We start from the raw sequence: 16,996 nt of genomic DNA, 5'->3' as shown, positions 1-16,996 counted from the left end.
TCATGGGTTCCCCCATCAGTCGAGCTTGTCCAGTCGATCGCCGTGGAGAGTGGGATGGTCGGTGGGCTGCCGAGCAAAAATGGGGATCAGGACCGTCGGAAAATGGGTAGCGTCAAAGCGATTCCAGGATGCCTTGGCAACGCTGATCGTCGCTCCACCAGTGAGGCGCTGGTTCCGCCGCGCCCGACAATCAGCCCTAAGATCAACCCAATAGGCGGCTTCTTCTGCTGGATCATAGACCACACCGAGCGTCGTGAGGTCGTGGCGCGCCCAGAAATCGATATGATCCGCGGTCGCGGGCAGATGGCACCCAGCATCGCTGTTGTAGCTCGAGCCGGACTTGATCTGCAGCGCGATCTCGCGCGGCTGGACCTGGTTGTCGATGACAAGGACGATGGTGGCGTCGTGGCCGAAGTCATGCTGGAGGTTGATCTCCTTGAACAGGCAGCCGGTGTCCTCGACCACCTTGCGCACGAAATTGACGCCGCTTCGCTCGGTGGCGAGGTTAGAACGCGTGCGCATCGAACCATCTCGCTGGAGGGATGCGCACTGGCGTCTTGGACTGCGACAATTCCGGTTCTCCCTCGTCCCGATCGAGACCGGTTCCCCCACATCCGCCGTGGCACGGTATCGCGCAAGTCCCGCCTGCCCGCAGTGAGGGCGGTGGCAGATCAGGCAGCGGTCAGGGCGGTGAAATCATCGGTATGATCGAGCGCTCGCCGGGCGGCGAAGATTCCCGAAATGGGGACGCCGGGATAGCGCTGTTGCAGCAGAGTGCGGCAGGCGACGAAGCTGCACCCTGTCGTGATCACGTCGTCGATCAGGAAAATCTCCTGCGGCGCGGGATTGCCGAGCTGCTCCTGCAGCCCGAGCGTCGCCAGCAGCTCTTCCGGGTTGAGGCGCTGGTCGCTCTCATGCATCGTGCAGCGTGCCGCGACCGGCTCGACCAACTCGCGCACATCGATCTGGGGCGATACGGCGCGCGCGATCGTCGCCATGCGGCCGTCATATTCAGGATCGGTACGCAGCTTCGACGGCGGAATGGGGACGAGCGTCACTCGGCCAAAGGCTTCGTGATTGATCGCGCCGCGGATAGCGGCGGCAACCTGGTTCATCGCTCGCACCTTGTACTGCCATTGCGGCGTCCCCTGGACGCTCGGCCGCTTCTTGATGTTGTGGATGATCTGGTTGGTCGAGCTGTGGCTGTACCCGGCGCGGGCGGTATACTCGCCGAAGAAGTAGCAGCTATGCTCAGGCGTCAGGTACCAGTGATCCTGCCGCTCCAGGTCCCCGATCTGCCGAATCCGCGGCGACCAACTCCCGTCTAACATCGGCATAACTGTGGATCCTGATGGCGCCCTGCTCCTCGAAGCGGCGCGGCCATGTCAAATCCCCGCGTTCGAAACAGCTGTTCATGATGAAGAGTTTGCGTCCCTGCCGGATCGCCTCGCGCGCCTGGACGAGCGTGCCCGAGGTCTCGCCCGCCTCGACGATGACGGTCGCCTTGGTGAGGGCAGACATTAGCTTGTTCCGCTCTGGGAAGAAGAACCGATTTGTCCGGAAATCCTGCGCGTCGTAGCGCATCACTGGGACCTGGCTGATCAGCAGATGGTCGCGCGCGATCCGCTCCTGAAGCGCGGTGTTGGACTTGGGATAAACCTGGCCCAGCGGCGTGCCGATGACCGCGATAGTGTGACCGCTAGCGGCGAGTGCCGCCTCATGCGCGGCGGTGTCAATGCCCTCGGCAAGCCCCGAGACCACGGTGAAGCCATCCTCGACCAGCCTTGTCGCGAGCACGGTGGCGCGCTCGCGGCCGATGTCGGTCGGCTTGCGCGTCCCGACCACCGCGACCGCAGGCAGGGTCACCAGATCCCAGTCACCCTGAAAATAGAGCAGCTCGATCGGGTCCGCCGCGTCGCGAAGGCGGTGGGGATATTCCCATTCGCCGTGAATGCGGATGTCGAAGCGCTGACGGGTACGTTCGCGCAATTTGGCAAGCACCTGGTTGCCAAGCGCGCGCGCCTCTATCTCGGGCACGAGGTGAGAAGGTCGCGATCCCGGCGCCCCACGCAGGCGCTCAGCGATCGACTTGAAGCTCGCATTTTGCTCGCACCAGAGCGCTTCATATGCCCCGATTTCGAGCGCGGCGTCGATCGGCGCGGAAATGGGACTGCTGCGGTCGCCAACACTCCAAAGAGTCGATTGATGCATCCGCTATTAACTCCCACCGGATGTTAAGACCCAGGTCGTTGCCCGACGCAACGAGAACATTGAACCAAGATTGAAACATATATAGAACATATAGGCGACATTGGCAATTAAGGCATCACCGTTGAAGCATCGGGGCGTTGCCTGCCTCCGCCTTGGCCGTCAACAAGCCGCAGCGCCGGGTTCGTGTGGGTTGGTCCGCGACCTGAACCTTAATGAAGGGCGGCTTACGAGGTCTCGCGCTCCAAAGCGGCCAAGCGGTTTTCCACCCGAGTCACCCAGAAGCAGCCGGTCCGCCACCACCCGATACCGCCGTCGAACTCAGTACATTAATGCACAAGTGTCATGACTCTTCCACTCACGCGAGGTGCCGTGACCCCGGTCTTTCATCCAGCCCTCCCGCCGGAGGAGCACATGGATGCAGCGATAGCCGTAGCGCACACGCGTCTCGGCGATCTCCCGCATCCGCTTCTTCAGGTCGGCCTGATCTGCACGGCACCCACGATAGTGGTAGCTCTATCGCTCCGCCCGAAGCACGCTGCATGCCCGTCTGATGCTGACGGACCAGATGCTCCGGACGTCATCGACCAGCTGGCGCCGTCGATCAGGCCTCAGAGCTTTCGCGAGACGACATCCTGCAACATTGCCTTGTCGAGACTCAGGTCGGCCACCAGCCGCTTGAGCTTCGCATTCTCATCCTCGAGCTGGCGCAGCCGCCGCATCTCCGATGGCATCAGCCCAGCGTATTTCTTGCGCCAAGCATAGAACGTCGGATCGCTGATCCCGGCCTTGCGGCAGACCTCTCCGACCGTCGTGCCATCCTCGGCCTGCTTCAACACAAACGCGATCTGGGCCTCGCTGAACTTCGATCTCTTCATTGCTCACTCCATCACCTGGCCCACCAATCTTAAACTGGAGTTTTCCAGCTCAAAACGGTCCAGGAAACGGGCAGCAGGTCACCTACTCCCGTTCCGCCGGTCGATCGCGAAAAGTTCGCCATCCAGCCTCATGACCTTTCAACAAGATGCCATAAGTTCCCAGGCTACCGGTTTCATCAGCCCCCCGAAAGAGCTATGCCGCATCATTTTAATGGAAGGAATAACTATACTAACGAATATTGAAACGGCCCATCATGCGATGCTTCCAACTCACCAGTTTCTTTAGCTCGAATTACTAAGGCGCGGCCCATTCAAAGGGCGATGCCTAATTCAAGAAGCTTCACAAAAAAGCCGACTTATTTCTCGCACAACGCTCTGCGTCCTTGCAAAAATGCAGGGGGTATGATCCAAGTGAAAAAACGGCGGGGGCTGGGGGAATATGAGACGAGCAAAATGGTTGCTACTAGCGTCCGCAAGCGGCCTATTTTCCGTTTCAAGTGTTGTGTCAGCGTCGGAGACGGTCACTTACACGTACGACGCTTTAGGACGACTGGTGACCTCCTCGATTGCCAAGACCAGTGGCACGATAGCTAGCGCGATCGGATATGATCGGGCCGGAAACAGATCGTCGTATCAGGTATCAAGCGTGAGCACGCCAACTCCGACGCCAACCCCGACGCCAACTCCGACTCCGACCCCAACCCCAACTAACACCCCGCCAACCGCTGTGAGCAATACGGCCCGCGTCCCTTGCGGCTCTTCTATCGATGTTAATTTAACGAGCAACGATACGGACCTTGAAAATAATTTCCCACTTACCTTGCAAAGTGTGTCTTTCACTAGCGGAGTGACTGGTACCTATGTTGACGTAATAAGTGCATCAAGCGTCAGCATAAGCGGAGGCTTGCCGGGCGTAGCGAATTTCAAGTATTATGTGACGGATAGCCTTGGCGCGGTAGGTAGCGGAATTCTTATCGTTAACATTACCGGATTATCAACTTCCTGCTAGAATTATGGCGCTGAAAAGTATCTTCGCGGGAGGTTCTCCTCATTAGGTATTTAGACTTTCAGAGCTAACGATCCGTTAGTATTTAGATTAGCGGCACAAGTAATTTTACCTACGGCAAAAATTTGGCCGCGGCCTGGCAGAAACTACGCTACTTGTCGAACATCTGAACTTTAAGAGAACTATTCGTCAGAAATAATGGCTTATTGGCACACACCCGACCACGAGTATTGCCTCTTGAGGAATATCGTTGATCTGCTTCAAGGTTGAACCCATGCATTCTATATTTGCATCTATGAAGAAGCTTGTTGTTGGCGGGTTTACTCGGATAGCTGTTGCCTATTTGTTGAGTCTCTCCAATCCCGCAGTAGCTCAATCAAGTGTTTCTAATCCCAATCCTCCGGATAGCATGGTTAGAAGCCCCGGCGGTGTGGATATGCGCAGTCTACGCTACATATTTAACGAAAAAGACCTGAGCATTGGAAACGTTCAATTTGGCGGGCTTGATTTTAGGCGCACCGCAGTAAATGCTCGGCCTACTCGTATTGGAAATGACTCATTTCAGCTAGGCACCTTGGGGCAGTTCTCAGATAACTGGGATATTGTATTGGCGCAGCGTTCTAGAGGTATTGGGCAAGGATACGACGTAAGTATATCAAGCGAGGGTATCGGAGACAGCTTTTATTCGACCGATCTCAGCTTTTTTTCACACGTTTCCTCTGGGTATTCGGAGCTCACCAGAAATCCTTCGGCGGGCGGCCAATCTGTGTATCGTCTTTTATCAAAGGGGGGCGGCGTTATCACATTTGAGCCGGGAGCTACCGGATCTCTAAATCTCAGGGCCGTCGAGCTTAAAGCGTCAAATGGCGTGGTCTATGCAATCTCATATACCGAAGGCGGTAGGCGCGTTGTTAGCAATCTTGGCTACGCTCTAATTTTGGAGAATTCGCAGGGTCGCGTAACGAAGGCATGTGTATTGAATATAGCCGTTCAGACACTACCTAGTGATAATGTTTGCCCAACTAACGCGGTTTCGACAACTTATCAGTATTCTGGGCCTTTTGTTTCAGCGGTCAGAGCAGCGGATGGTTCAATCTGGCCGATCGAAAGCAATTTTACAACGACTTATGCCCCTTTTTATATGCGCTTTTATAACCCGGGCGTCGCTTCCCCTTACATGACTCTTCACTACAGTTCTGTTGAGTACCACAGGGTTGTTCTTGCCCAGGATTTTGCCGATGGCAGGCACTACGACTACGGTTACGACGTAATTTGGTATGGAGAAACCGACACGGCACCTGGAAGATCCGTTATTATCGGATACAATTACACGCTCAATGGCAGCGATACTACGATAACGTCATTCGACAAATTCTTTGATAATCCTGATAGGTTCGCTCCTGTTTTTTCTACAGGGCCGGCAGTTGTTACGGATCCCATCGGCAGAACTACAGTGTTTTCGTACTGTATAGCGCTATGCAGTAGTCCGACGTTGGCGTCTAAGCAGTTTCCGGCGGGAATGAGAGAAGATTATACTTATGACGGTAAGGACAACTTAATAAAGGTTGTTTCGGTACCGAAGGCGGGCTCCGGTCTCAATCCCTTCGAAACTATAGCTTCATACGATTGTACAACTCTCCTAAAGTGCAATAAAAAGCAGTATTCTATCGATGCAAAAGGAAATAGAACGAGCTTCTCTTATGACCCAGTACATGGGCAGATTGTTTCAGAGACGTTGCCGCCCGTAAACGGTGTTTCGGGGGTTATGCGATACTCATATTCACAACGATCAGCATGGTACAAAAATAATGACGGCTCTTTTGTTGCTAGTACGTCTCCCGTTTGGCTGATCAACGAGTTACGGACTTGTCGTTCCGGTGCAACGCTGGGAAATTTGTGCGCGACTGGTGCTGGAGACGAGATAGTGACAAGCTACGATTACGGTCCTGATGCTGGTCCAAATAATCTCTTGCTTCGTGGCAAGGTCGTAACAGCTGACGGCGTCAGCCTTCGTACATGTTATGGATATGATGCGATGGGCCGCAAGATCAGCGAGACGAGCCCCCGCGCAGGCCTGGCGGTGTGTCCATGATTTGGCGCTTTGCCCTGTCTGCGACATTGGCCGCGACCACCCCCAGCGCCGCTTCAGCACAAACGGCGGCGCCCCCCTTCACCAGCGGGTCGCGCTATGATGCGATGGGACGCCTAACGGGCTCGATCTTGCCCGACCCTGATGGGACAGGGCCGTTACGTCATGCGGCGGTGCGAAACAGCTACGATCTAGCTGGGCGCCTTACAAAAGTTGAAAAAGGTCAGCTCGCCGAGTGGCAATCGGAAGCTGTACCCGCGGAATGGGTCGGCTTCTCTTCGTTCCAGATGGTGGAAACGACGTACGACGAAGCTGGTCGCAAGACCAAAGAGGTAACGTCGGGACGTGATCCCTCAACGCAGATTTTGCTGGTGTCCGCTGTTACGCAGTATAGCTACGATATTCGCGGTCAGCTGGAATGCACGGCTGTGCGAATGAACCCGGCTGCGTTCGGTAGCTTGCCAGCAAGCGCGTGCTCTTTGGGGGCGGCAGGTGGCAATGGGCAGGACCGGATCACGAAGACAATCTATGATGCCGCCGGTCAGGTTGTGAAAATCCAAAACGCGGTCGGCACGGCCCTGCAACAGGATCATGCGACCTACACCTATTCGCCGAACGGCAAGGTGGCCTCAATGGTCGATGCGAACGGCAATAAAGCTTTGATGACGTATGATGGCTTCGACCGGCAGGACCGATGGAGCTTTCCCAGCAAGACAAGCGTGGGTCAGACCAGTACGACGGATTACGAGGCTTACACCTATGACGCGAATGGAAACCGGCGGACCCTGCGTAAGCGCGATGGCCAGGTGATCGATTTCACCTACGATGCGCTGAATCGGGTTACGTTGAAGGATATTCCCGGCGGCGGCGGAGGCGACGCCTATTATGGATACGATCTTCGCGGCCTGAATACTTATGCGCGGCTTTCCAGCGCAACGGGGCAAGGCATTACCAATGTCTATGATGGATTCGGTCGCCTCACGTCCAGCACCACAAATCAGGGCGGCACGTCACGTGCTATCGCATACCAGTATGACGCCGATGGCGGCCGGACGCGGGTGACGCATCCTGACGGCACCTATTTTACTTACCAATACGACGGGCTCAACCGAGCAACGACGATCAAGGAAAATGGCACGGTCACCGTTGCTACGCTCACCTATGACGCACAGGGGCGCCGTCGGGGGAGTACTCAGGGCGGAGTTGCGACCATCTATGGTTATGATCCGGTATCGCGGCTGTCCAGCATCTCAGACAATCTTGTCAGCACAGCGGGCGATGTGACAAGCACGTTCGGATACAATCCGGCGAGCCAGATGGTTAGCAGAACGCTCAACAATGAAAGCTATGCGTTTGGCGGCTACTTCCCAATCAGCAGAGCCTATGCGGTGAATGGCCTCAACCAGTATACGAGTGGAGGTCCGGCAACTTTCGCCTATGATAACAATGGTAACCTGACATCGGACGGCACAACCACTTACTCATACGATGTGGAAAATCGGCTAATCACTGCCAGCGGCGGCAAAACGTTGACCTGGGATCCGACTGGTCGGCTATATGCGGCTGCGAGTAGCGGAACCGATACCCGGTTCTTGTACGACGGCGACGAGTTGATCGCGGAATACAGCGCGGCCGGGGCGTTGCTCAGGCGTTATGTCCATGGCCCAGCCGACGACGATGCGCTATTATGGTATGAAGGCGCGGGACTGACGGATCGACGCTCAATGCAGACTGACCATCAGGGCTCGATCGTGTCGATCGCTAACGGCGCTGGCGCCGTTCTAGGCATCAACAGCTACGACGAATATGGCATCCCGAATAACGACGGTTATGGACAGATTTTTAATACCGGTCGGTTTCAATATACCGGCCAGGCTTGGATCCCTGAGCTCGGCATGTATCACTATAAGGCCCGTATCTACTCGCCAAGCCTCGGGCGCTTCCTGCAAACCGATCCTATCGGTTACGACGACCAGAACAACCTCTATGCCTATGTCGCAAACGATCCGGTGAACGGCACCGACCCGAGTGGCATGGCTCAGGTCTGCGCGGTATCTACGGGATCAAGAGTCCAATCCTGTGTAGGCGTAGATGGAAACGGTGATGGGAACTTCAAAGACAATGATCTGAGCTCCGGTCAGAAGAGCGCGTTCGCATCTGCATATGGCGGTTTTATCGGCTCTCATAATGGTCGGAACATATCTGGTAATGGCCTTAAGGTTGATGGAAGTGGCACCGATGCTTCAACTCTTAGGGTAGCAACTCAGTTCGTTGGATCGGTTGCGCCATGGGCGAAGAATGTAGGCATTTACATAGATAACTCAAATGGTGACAAAGCGGGTAACACCAGCTGGTCTCGCAGGGCCGGTGAGCCGGAGGCAGGCACATATAGGACCTCTATCAACATGAATTACAAGAATCAGAGAAACAACCCGAGCGCATTGGCTCGCACTTTATTTCATGAACGAGGGCATCAATCACGGGCAGGTCAGGGCGTATTCATGGTGAATGACGCTCACAGGGCAATCGACGCAAGGGCCCGGCAGCAAACTAAAGCTAGTGGATTGGGGGCGATGGGTTGTCCCGCAGTCGGCGACATCTATGGTTTTTGGCCCTCATATCCGGGGTGCTAGTTATGAACGTACGAAGCATTATTACCTTATTATGGATTGCCATCTCGTTTAATTTAAGCGGATGTAGTCCCGGAGGCCAGTCGATTGCGCCAGAGTTTAAAGATATATATATTGATGCGGCGAAGCGTCAGGCCAGTTTTCAAGGAGTGTCGTCAGAAACGGTCATGTCGTCCGCGTCTCCATCGATAGTTAAATACGGAGCGCAAGTATGCGTTGTCTTGGGAGATGATAAGCCAGGTTCCTCAAGGCGCTGCTATATAAGAGCAAATGGGCGATGGAAGTTGGCAAGTGAAAAGGTGATAATAGGATTTTAGAAGCTTAGAGTCCGTTTTGGAATTCACGGGTGAGCGTTTCTGCGGATGAGATTTCCGCCCATGGCGACGAGGATCATCGCCTGGGACCCGTCGATGCGCTTCTCATAGTCACGCACCAGGCGTCGCCATCCAGTCATCGATCCGAACATCCGTGCGACCACCCATCGACGCGGCAGGACTTTGAACCCTTCTGGTCGTCGGACCGGCGGATGATCTCGATGACGAAGTCGAGATAGTCGGCCTTGCTCATGAGTTTGAGCCGGTCATAGCCGCCATCGGCGAAGAGGTGCTTCACCCAGCGCCAACGCTTGCGGTTACCCTCCAGGAGTATCCTTCCGGCGGGAGCCGCCTTGCGGAGTGTGGGTCAGGGATAGAGTACGTCCTTACAGTCGTACGTAAGGACGTCCCTTCCGATCATGGCACAGGTAACGATATTGGCAGGGCCAGAGCGTCGGCGTCGCTGGAGCGATGAGCAGCGCGAGCTGATTCTGGCGGATGCCCTCCGGCCTGGCGCCAGGGTTTGCGACGTGGCCCGACGCCATGACGTTAGCCGCAGCTTGATCTACCAGTGGCGTCGGGCCGCGCAGCGCAGGGTGGATCCGGTGTTCGTGCCGGCGGTGGTCATGGACGAGCCGCCCGAGCAAGCCTCCGAGCCTGTCGTCGCGGCCGTACTCGATCTGGCCGACGGCGGACGGCTGAGCATCTTCAACTCGGCGTCGCCGGCGTTGGCGGCCGCGGCGCTGAAGGCGCTGCGGTGATCCCTCCGGGCGCGCGGGTGTGGATCGCGATGGGCCACACAGACATGAGGAAGGGGATGCAGGGCCGGGCGCTGCTCGTACAGCAGCACCTCCACCGCGATCCTCATGGGGGCGATCTCTTCGTGTTCCGGGGTCGGCTCGGATCGCTGGTCAAGATCATCTGGCACGACGGCCTGGGCATGTCGCTCTATGCGAAGCGGCTGGAGAAGGGGCGGCTCATCTGGCCCTCGGCGAACGACGGCGCCGTGTCGCTGACAGCCTCGCAACTGGCCTGCCTACTCGACGGGATCGACTGGCGTAATCCGCAGTACAGCTGGCGCCCGACGAGCGCCGGATAGGGGATTATCGCCTTGCACCGAGAGGCGGAGGGTGATTCACTCTACCTCATGGAAGCTGCCATATCGCCCCTTCCGGACGACGTCGAAGCGCTGAAGGCGCTGCTTACCGCTGCCCTAGAACGTGCTGACGAGGCTGAAGCGCGCGCTGCCAACGCCTTGGCCCGGGAGAGCGCCATCGAGGCATTGATCGCGCATCTCAAGCTGCAGATCGCCAAGCTCAGGCGTGAGCAGTACGGTCCGAGCGCCGAGCGCAGCCGCCGCCTGCTCGAGCAGATGGAGCTCCAGCTCGAGGATCTCGAGGCGGACGCAAGCGAGGACGATCTTGCCGCCGAGGTTGCCGCCGCCAGCACCACCAACGTCGCCCCGTTCGAGCGTAAGCGGCCGACGCGCAAGCCGTTCCCCGAGCACCTGCCGCGCGAGCGTGTTGTCATACCAGCACCGTGCTCGTGTCCGGCCTGCGGCGGCTCGCGCCTGTCGCGGCTCGGCGAGGACGTGACAGAGACGCTCGAGGTGATCCCGCGGTCGTGGAAGGTCATCCAGACGGTCCGCGAGAAGGTCTCGTGCCGCGACTGCCAGACTATCAGCCAGCCGCCCGCGCCGTTCCACGTCGTGCCGCGTGGATGGGCGGGGCCGAGCTTCCTCGCCATGCTGCTGTTCGAGAAGTACGGACAGCACCTTTTCCGCGATCCAAACAGAATTCGGTATTACATGGCAAAGAACATATCGTCTTAAATGCGCACACGCAAAGCATTTTTATGACTCAGGCGTAATAACGATATCGGTGCCAGGTCCCGTAGGGCAATTGGTTCCCTTCACCGAGGATGCGCTAAGCTGACCGGTTGCTATCGCTCCTAATCCGTCGGAAACGGTGTAAGAGAATATCGATTTACCAATCGCTGCAGTCGTGACCAAAACGTTAGATGCGCTAGCCACGGTCGCTACCGCGGTCCCGCTTGTCCGGGTAATGGAAATAATGGTTAGCGGTATATTTCCATCGGGGTCGCTATCATTATAGACCAGGTTCACTGACGCCTGATAGTAACAGGCAATGGTCGTCGCATCATTGACCGCCACCGGTGGTTGATTAGCGGGACTCGGAGTAGGCGTAGGGGTAGGTGTTGGGCTCGGCGGGGGCGAAGCGGGCGGCGGACACGTCAACGCCCCGCCAATGGAGACTTTATACTGGGTGCGATTTCCTGCAGAATCAAAACAGGCTTTAGTATTTACACTATTGTTGCCACCGCCCGCGATCGAACTCCCGATTAGGCGTCCCAGCGCATCGTATGAATAACCCGTGATCTCCTGGGCATTGATTTTGCTGTAGCATGGAATAGCAGTCGATATCCCGACAGCCAAAAGTACCTTTGATTTCGACCGCATCTTGCTCCCGCCCATATTGAGGATGTTCAAATCGGTCGCAGGCAAATGCTTCCCTGCGACACTTTAGACCGTGTGAAAGACAGTCGCGATCAATGTAACCTACTCTCCTCCTTTCACAGGTGCATCTGACTTCCTCCGCGAGTCAAGCGTCCAAGGCTTCCCGGAAAAGATTGTTGGGTATCAATTCGCCGGATGGCCGTCGGCTAATAAACGACTTGCCCGCCTATCGAGGACAATCTAGCTATGCCCACTTATCCGCGTAAAGTTGGAGCGCGTAGCATTATCGAAATAATAGCGCGCTTGCCAATGTTGGAAAACGAGCACGGGGAGGGCAAATGTCGTACGCCAACGTGCGATTGTTGCCTTGAATTGGACCATAATGGGGTGGGGTAAGAGATGATTGGCGGCATTCTGGTACGGGTTGTCGCGGCTTCCCGAATATGTCTCTGCATTTGCTCGACCGTGTTTTCAGCGATGCCCGCCTTCGCCGAAGAGGACGCCGGGATTTTGGCGCCCGTTCCCTCCGATCGTTTTACACTGAGCCCGGGCGCTGTCGATATGAGGACCGGCCAGTACCGATACTCAGTGACCGATCTTAGTGTTGGCGATCCCGACTCGGGCCGTGGTATTTCCCTAACCCGCCTGACCGACAGCACGCAGTTTCGAGAGCGGATGGCGCAATTCTCGCACAGTTGGGAAATTGTGCTTACCCAGTATACCGTACCATTCAAGGGGGTGTCGGGGCAGGCCGCTCCTCCGCCTTCGAGCCAGATTACTGTTACGGCCGGTAGTCGGTCGATGACTTTCCGATCAGGCTCGCCCGAAAGTAATTACGGATCCGTAGGCGTACCGGTGAACCCCTCCTATGCGAATCTTGAGAGAATAAAGTCGGGAGCAACTTATTATTATCGTTACACTTCCGCCGATGGAGACATAATCAACTTTTCAACCTTCACGTCGGCGCGGTGTGGTCATCTAACTAACTTATGCGCTTATGCCACGGATATGACCCTTGCTAGTGGAGTCAAGTACGTCTTCACTTACGACAACACGGGAGACTGGAATACCCGGCTCAGAAAAGTTGCAGTAAGCACCGGCTTTGCACTTCTCTTTGAATATACGACTGGTAGGGACGGCCGCCCCCTTGTGTCGAAGGCCTGCGCATTAAATTTATCGGTTTATGAGGCGCCTGCAAACCACAACTGCCCCGCGGGCGCACCATCAACCTCCTATTTTTACTCTGGCAATTTTATGACCCAAGCAACAGACGTATTGGGGGCGGCATGGGCATTCAGCACCAATTACGTAGATACGGCTACGCCCTACACGCTTTCATTTTATAAGCCGAGTTCGCCAACGCCGTTCCTTGTGAACAATTATGTCGGCGTTCAGGGGGATCCATATTTTAGAGCGGTCCTGTCACAACAATTTACGTCGGGGCCCACGTACAGTTATTCTTACGTCCGCTTTTCACAGGGTGACACTGCGCCCGGATCGGAAGAAATTGCTGGCGGAAGCTACAGTTACGATGGAAAGTCCGTGAGCGTCCTATTCGGTTTTCACCGTCCGCCGAAGGCATTGAATGATAGAACTTTCTACATTACACCTAAACCTGAGAAAATCGTTGATGAGCTTGGCCGGACGCATACTTCAGATTTTTGCGTGCCGTTTGATAGCCTCGGCGGCTGCCGCGTCACGGAGATGCAATACTCGGTCGATCCGGAGGGCATCAGGACCAACTACTCATATGATAGCAGACTAAACGTTACCCAGATTATGACAATTGCTAAAGCAGGCTCGTCACTACCAACCTTAATCACGAGCGCGGCTTATTCGTGCACCGTGAATTCGAAATCCTGTCGAAAGCCGCTGACGGTGACCGATGCCAATGGTAACGTTAAAACATTTACATACAGCGCTGATCACGGCGGCGTTTTGACTAGGACGCTTCCTGCTGTTGGAGGCTTGGCAGCCGTAACGCGCTATGGCTACGCGCAAAAGTTCGCCTGGGTGAAAAGCGGTAGCGGCTATGTCCAGGCGGCAAATCCCGTTTGGCTATTGACGGAAGAGCGAAGCTGCGGGTCGACAACGACCGTAAACAACACGTGCGCAGGAGGGGCATCGGACGAACTGGCGGTCACCTACGAATATCAGACCGGAAACGCTTCGACACCCAGCAACCTGCTATTAAAGGGCAAGATCGTTACGGCGAACGGCGTACCATTACGGACCTGCTATGGCTATGACAGCGCAGCCAATAAAATCTGGGAAACCGCGCCCCTCGCTGGATTAACATCATGCAACTGAGCCAGCGCAGCGATATCCAAAATATGTTAGCTCGCATTGCCATTGCGGTAAGCGCGTTGACATCGGTGATGGCTTCATCCCCGGCATGGTCGCAATCGTCAGCATCGGCGTTTACCAGCGGCGCGCGCTATGATCTGATGCAGCGGCTTGTGGGAACCATCGCACCAGATCCCGACGGCACCGGTCCGCTGAAATATGCAGCCGTGCGCAATTCATACGACGCCTCTGGTAACTTGGTCAAAGTCGAGACGGGAGAGTTGGGGGCCTGGCAGCCCGAAAGCGTGAAGCCGTCCGAATGGCAACAGCTTACCAACTTCACAGTCTTTCAGACCCAAGACGTCGTCTATGACGCAGCCAATCGCAAGCTCAAGGCGAGTGTGTCTTCAGGGGGGACTGTCTACGCTGTGACGCAATACAGTTACGACAGCGCGGGGCGTCCGGAATGCACGGCTGTTCGGATGAACCCTGCTGTGTTCACATCACTACCGTCCAACGCGTGCCTGCTAGGGACGGAGGGCGGCCAGGGGCAGGACCGCATCACCAAAATCATTTATGATGCCGCCGGCCAAGTTTTGAAGGTTCAGAAGGCGTTCGGTACAGGCGTCCAGATCGACTATGCTCGTTATGAGTACACGCTTAATGGCAAGCAGGCGGCCGTTATTGACGCAAATGCTAATCGCGCCGAATTTTCATATGACGGGTACGATCGGCGGCTGAAATGGGTCTTCCCCTCAAAAGCAACACCTTGGTCGGTGAATGCTGCTGACTATGAACAATATGGATACGATGCGAATGGTAACCAAACCTTGCTGCGGAAGCGAGACGGTCAGGTCATCAACTACAACTATGATGCGTTGAATCGAGTCACGCTGAAGGATGTGCCTGGCAACACTACGCAAGACGTTTACTATTCGTACGATCTGCGTGGCCTGCAGCTGTATGCACGGTACGGCTCAACTGAGGGCCAGGGGATTACGAATGCCCATGACGGGTTCGGGCGAATAACCTCGAGCACAACTAATCAGGGCGGAACCGCCCGGACACTGGCATATTTATGGGACGCGAACGGAAATCGCACGCGCGTGACGCATCCGGATGCAGTGTATTTTACCTCAACCTATGACGGTTTGAATCGGCTAACCGCGATTCGGGAAAACGGAAGCGTTCAGGTCGTCGCCATCAGCTACAATGCTCAAGAACAGCGATCAGGCGATACCCGCGGCGGGGTGGCTAGAGCTTATGGCTATGACAGTGTCTCGCGGCTTTTCAGCCTAGCCGACGATCTCGTGGGTGCCGCGAACGACGTAACGCTGTCCTTCACGTACAATCCAGCGAATCAGATCGTCACACGGACCCGCACTAACGACCAGTACCGGTTCACCGGCTACGTGAATCTCAACCGGGCGTATGCGGTCAACGGATTGAATCAGTATACGACTGCGGGGCCCGCGGCGTTCTGTCACGATAGCAACGGCAACCTAACGCTCGATGGCACCAGCGCTTACAAATTCGACGTCGAAAACCGCCTTGTAGGAAAGCGGGCCCAGGTCAATGGAACCTGTCCTGCAGTCAACTACACCGGCGCGGTTCAGGCAACGTTGACCTATGACCCAATGGGACGCCTCTACGAGACGACCAATGGCAGCACCGGGGTCACACAATTCGTATATGATGGCAACGAACTAGCCCTTGAGCTGAGCAGCAGCGGCACGGTTCTGCGGCGCTATGTGCACGGTGCTGGCGAGGACGATCCCGTGCTTTGGTATGAGGGCAGCGCAGTGTCGAGCACGACCCGCCGTAGCCTTCAGGCAGATCATCAAGGTTCGATCGTGTCGGTCGCGGACAGCAATGGTGCCTTGATCGGGGTCAAGGGCTACGACGAATATGGCATCCCGAACGGTGGCCCTGCCAATCTGCGTTTCCAATATACCGGGCAGGCGTGGATTCCCGAGCTGGGGATGTATCATTACAAGGCACGGATTTATTCGCCTACCCTAGGAAGGTTCCTCCAGACCGATCCAATAGGATATGACGACCAGGTTAACCTCTATGCCTATGTCGCAAACGATCCGGTCAATGGACGCGATCCAACAGGCAATCAGCAAGTTCAAGATCGTGATGATGGCAGGCGGGTTGTCTACGTTTTGCCTCAGAAAATGTATGATAAAATCGTCAATACTCATGGGCCAGATGCGAACAACAACAAGGATCACTTTCGATCAACTCCTTCGCGCGCAGACTTAGCGCGATATGCCTCAAGCGCTATTCCTGATGCTGAACGAAATGGTCGAGTAGTTGATGATGGTGCTAATCGCGGAACCAGCTATGATGGCAAAGCAGTTTCGACCAAAGACTTCTGGTTGACCTTAAGAGGAGCTAATGAAGGAATCCGGGGAGTTGGTTCCGAAGGGCAGCGGGATGTCAGGGTTGTTGTTAACTCATTGTCCTCGATCGGCGATCCAGTAGTTCGGGGACAAGCGGCTGCTGAAGGTGCGGCGATGGCTCCCGTTGGAGATGCTGCCACTGGAACAAGGCCTGTCGCTCCATTAGAGATCAGGGTCATCATGAACGTATATCCCATCAAGAAAGAAAATTGATGGAAATCCAGTGTCATATCGTTGGCTCTTGGGAGCTTCTTGTCTCAGAAATTAATGAGATTGCGCAGATTTATAGGTTTGACGATTGCAGAGTGCATGTAGTCAGGGGCAACCAATCTATAACCTTCGACGTTCCTAGCACGGAATGGCTTGAGCGGTTTACCGAAGTGTTGAAGGATCGATCAGCATCAAGATATCATGAAACTCTTAGAGGATCGGGATACAAACTTGATCTGATCAAGGATCAGGATGGAATTAATATGTCGCTCTACGATATACCATCTAAAGAAGTCGAACTGCTTCATCTTTCATATGAAGATGCCTTCACCCTGCATGAGGCCGTTCTGAACTGTATTATTGGGCCGTTCTTGGAGCAAGGGGGGCAACTGGAGTGGTTGAAAGATGTTCAACGGTTCCGATTGTGAACGCCCCATCGTCTCATCTATCGCTCCCACCTGCGCGCCGTCGCGCAGGCCAAGCGCCTCGGT

Annotated in this window: 12 protein-coding genes and 3 pseudogenes; 9 read left to right on the top strand and 6 right to left on the bottom strand. The window is 55.6% G+C overall.

Annotation, left to right across the window (positions count from 1 at the left end):
* Positions 1-15: 15 nt before the first annotated feature.
* The 4 genes and pseudogenes from U1739_RS14330 to U1739_RS14315 all read right to left on the bottom strand — a co-directional run.
* Entirely contained in the window at positions 16-522 is a 507-nt protein-coding gene (locus U1739_RS14330; protein ID WP_332709213.1) for a DUF4365 domain-containing protein, read from the bottom strand.
* A 149-nt stretch (positions 523-671) separates the two neighbouring features.
* Positions 672-1,337, bottom strand: a complete 666-nt coding sequence (locus tag U1739_RS14325; RefSeq protein ID WP_332709211.1) for a hypothetical protein — start codon at positions 1,335-1,337, stop codon at positions 672-674.
* Entirely contained in the window at positions 1,252-2,001 is a 750-nt protein-coding gene (locus U1739_RS14320) for a DNA-processing protein DprA (RefSeq protein ID WP_332709209.1), read from the bottom strand. The genes U1739_RS14325 and U1739_RS14320 overlap by 86 nt, the downstream gene beginning before the upstream one ends.
* A 597-nt stretch (positions 2,002-2,598) precedes the next feature.
* Positions 2,599-3,086, bottom strand: a pseudogene (locus U1739_RS14315) (transposase); the annotation flags it as partial.
* A gap of 439 nt (positions 3,087-3,525) precedes the next feature.
* Here U1739_RS14315 and U1739_RS21235 point away from each other — a divergent pair.
* The 3 genes from U1739_RS21235 to U1739_RS14305 all read left to right on the top strand — a co-directional run bounded on the left by U1739_RS21235 (position 3,526) and on the right by U1739_RS14305 (position 8,814).
* Positions 3,526-4,095, top strand: coding sequence for an Ig-like domain-containing protein (locus tag U1739_RS21235; protein ID WP_443025568.1), 570 nt, complete (start codon positions 3,526-3,528; stop codon positions 4,093-4,095).
* A 247-nt stretch (positions 4,096-4,342) separates the two neighbouring features.
* On the top strand, positions 4,343-6,184 hold the full coding sequence (locus U1739_RS14310; RefSeq protein WP_332709207.1) for a hypothetical protein: 1,842 nt from the start codon (positions 4,343-4,345) through the stop codon (positions 6,182-6,184).
* Positions 6,181-8,814 carry an RHS repeat domain-containing protein gene (locus U1739_RS14305; RefSeq protein ID WP_332709205.1) on the top strand — a complete coding sequence of 878 codons (2,634 nt, stop codon included), beginning with the start codon at positions 6,181-6,183 and terminating at the stop codon, positions 8,812-8,814. The genes U1739_RS14310 and U1739_RS14305 overlap by 4 nt, the downstream gene beginning before the upstream one ends.
* 337 nt (positions 8,815-9,151) lie before the next feature.
* Here U1739_RS14305 and U1739_RS14300 read toward each other — a convergent pair.
* Positions 9,152-9,447 (bottom strand): annotated as a pseudogene (locus U1739_RS14300) (transposase); the annotation flags it as partial.
* A 97-nt stretch (positions 9,448-9,544) separates the two neighbouring features.
* On the opposite strand from U1739_RS14300, the gene tnpA reads away from it, so the two are divergent.
* The 3 genes and pseudogenes from tnpA to U1739_RS14285 form a co-directional block, all read left to right on the top strand.
* A complete protein-coding gene (gene tnpA / locus U1739_RS14295; RefSeq protein ID WP_332709203.1) occupies positions 9,545-9,886 on the top strand; it encodes an IS66-like element accessory protein TnpA in 342 nt (113 codons plus the stop codon).
* Positions 9,883-10,224, top strand: coding sequence for an IS66 family insertion sequence element accessory protein TnpB (tnpB, locus tag U1739_RS14290; protein WP_332709201.1), 342 nt, complete (start codon positions 9,883-9,885; stop codon positions 10,222-10,224). The genes tnpA and tnpB overlap by 4 nt, the downstream gene beginning before the upstream one ends.
* A 48-nt stretch (positions 10,225-10,272) precedes the next feature.
* Positions 10,273-10,899, top strand: a pseudogene (locus U1739_RS14285) (transposase domain-containing protein); the annotation flags it as partial.
* Positions 10,900-10,977: 78 nt separating this feature from the next.
* Here the strand turns inward: U1739_RS14285 and U1739_RS21230 are convergent.
* On the bottom strand, positions 10,978-11,604 hold the full coding sequence (locus tag U1739_RS21230; protein ID WP_443025573.1) for an Ig-like domain-containing protein: 627 nt from the start codon (positions 11,602-11,604) through the stop codon (positions 10,978-10,980).
* Between the two features lie 396 nt (positions 11,605-12,000).
* Here U1739_RS21230 and U1739_RS14280 point away from each other — a divergent pair, with 396 nt between their 5' ends.
* From U1739_RS14280 to U1739_RS14270, 3 genes are read left to right on the top strand one after another with little or no spacing between them, the layout of a single operon-like run.
* Positions 12,001-13,911 carry a hypothetical protein gene (locus tag U1739_RS14280; RefSeq protein ID WP_332709199.1) on the top strand — a complete coding sequence of 637 codons (1,911 nt, stop codon included), beginning with the start codon at positions 12,001-12,003 and terminating at the stop codon, positions 13,909-13,911.
* Positions 13,902-16,508 carry an RHS repeat-associated core domain-containing protein gene (locus tag U1739_RS14275; RefSeq protein WP_332709197.1) on the top strand — a complete coding sequence of 869 codons (2,607 nt, stop codon included), beginning with the start codon at positions 13,902-13,904 and terminating at the stop codon, positions 16,506-16,508. The genes U1739_RS14280 and U1739_RS14275 overlap by 10 nt, the downstream gene beginning before the upstream one ends.
* Positions 16,505-16,933 (top strand): hypothetical protein, encoded by a 429-nt coding sequence (locus tag U1739_RS14270; RefSeq protein ID WP_332709195.1) that lies wholly within the window; start codon positions 16,505-16,507, stop codon positions 16,931-16,933. The genes U1739_RS14275 and U1739_RS14270 overlap by 4 nt, the downstream gene beginning before the upstream one ends.
* Positions 16,934-16,996 lie beyond the last annotated feature (63 nt).

Source organism: Parasphingomonas puruogangriensis (genome assembly GCF_036663635.1).
Taxonomy (GTDB): Bacteria; Pseudomonadota; Alphaproteobacteria; order Sphingomonadales; family Sphingomonadaceae; genus Sphingomonas.
This window is presented reverse-complemented; position numbering and strand designations above follow the sequence as displayed.

Bases quoted from the DNA above. Each gene is read 5' to 3' on its own strand.
- U1739_RS14330 (WP_332709213.1), bottom strand. From the start codon at position 522: ATGCGCACGCGTTCTAACCTCGCCACCGAGCGAAGCGGCGTCAATTTC.
- U1739_RS14325 (WP_332709211.1), bottom strand. From the start codon at position 1,337: ATGCCGATGTTAGACGGGAGTTGGTCGCCGCGGATTCGGCAGATCGGG.
- U1739_RS21235 (WP_443025568.1), top strand. From the start codon at position 3,526: ATGAGACGAGCAAAATGGTTGCTACTAGCGTCCGCAAGCGGCCTATTT.
- U1739_RS14305 (WP_332709205.1), top strand. From the start codon at position 6,181: ATGATTTGGCGCTTTGCCCTGTCTGCGACATTGGCCGCGACCACCCCC.
- tnpA (WP_332709203.1), top strand. From the start codon at position 9,545: ATGGCACAGGTAACGATATTGGCAGGGCCAGAGCGTCGGCGTCGCTGG.
- U1739_RS21230 (WP_443025573.1), bottom strand. From the start codon at position 11,604: ATGCGGTCGAAATCAAAGGTACTTTTGGCTGTCGGGATATCGACTGCT.
- U1739_RS14280 (WP_332709199.1), top strand. From the start codon at position 12,001: ATGATTGGCGGCATTCTGGTACGGGTTGTCGCGGCTTCCCGAATATGT.
- U1739_RS14275 (WP_332709197.1), top strand. From the start codon at position 13,902: ATGCAACTGAGCCAGCGCAGCGATATCCAAAATATGTTAGCTCGCATT.